The following is a 907-nucleotide window of genomic DNA, read 5'->3' on the forward strand; positions in this document are numbered from 1 at the left end:
GCCTATGGCGCACCGCAGCGTGAACTGATGGCGCTGCGCGGACCGATCCTGGATCTGGCCATAGGGCTGGTCTTCTTCACCATCGTCGGTTTCGGCTACGCCTTGCATTGGCTGGTGCCGAGCATCCCTCTGGTGGTCGCTTTTGCGCTTGCCGCGGTGCTGTCGCCGACCGACGCGGTGGCGGTGTCCTCGATCGTCGACAGAAATGTCGTCCCGGCGCGGCTGATGCACATTCTGGAAGGCGAGTCGCTGCTCAACGATGCGTCGGGGCTGGTCATGTTCCGCTTTGCCGTCGCGGCGGTGCTGACCGGCAGCTTTTCCCTTGCGGCGGCTTCGCTCAGTTTTCTCTATGCCGTGGCGATGGGCATCCTGATCGGCGTGGCGGCGCTGTTCGTTGCCGCCAAGCTGCTGCAACTGCTCAACCGGATCGGCGGCGTGCCGGCCGAGGCGCAGGTGCTGGTGATGGTCCTGCTGCCCTTCATAGCCTATCTCGGCGCCGAGCATGTCGGAGCTTCCGGCATCCTGGCGGCTGTTACCGCCGGCCTGCTCACCGGCGGCTCCGGCGTGTTTCGCTTCCTCGGCGTCTCGGCGCGCATGCAGACGATTTCGCTGTGGACGACGCTTTCCTTCGTTTTCAACGGTGCTCTCTTCATCGTGCTTGGGCTCCAACTTCCCGACATCATCCGCCATGTGCCGCCGGAGCTCATGCGCCTGCACCCGATCGTCCAGCCGATCGCGACCGTCATCGCGCTGACGCTGTGCCTGATCGCGTTGCGCTTCCTGTGGATCTGGGTGGGCGATATCGCCGCCGGCATCGCTGCGCGTCTGGGCAAGCGCAAAGTGGAGCCGTTCGGGCTGCGCGTGCGGCTCGCCGGTTCGGTGGCCGGTGTGCGCGGCGCCATTACGC

General features: G+C 65.8%; 1 protein-coding gene. It reads left to right on the forward strand.

The annotated features are described in order from the left end of the window. Window positions 1-907, forward strand: a 907-nt coding sequence (locus tag EN964_RS35785; protein ID WP_164776501.1) for a sodium:proton antiporter, incomplete at both ends; no start/stop codon positions are given.

Origin of the sequence: Mesorhizobium sp. M7A.F.Ca.CA.001.10.2.1 (genome assembly GCF_003998575.1) — a bacterium.
In the GTDB taxonomy this organism is placed as follows: domain Bacteria; phylum Pseudomonadota; class Alphaproteobacteria; order Rhizobiales; family Rhizobiaceae; genus Mesorhizobium.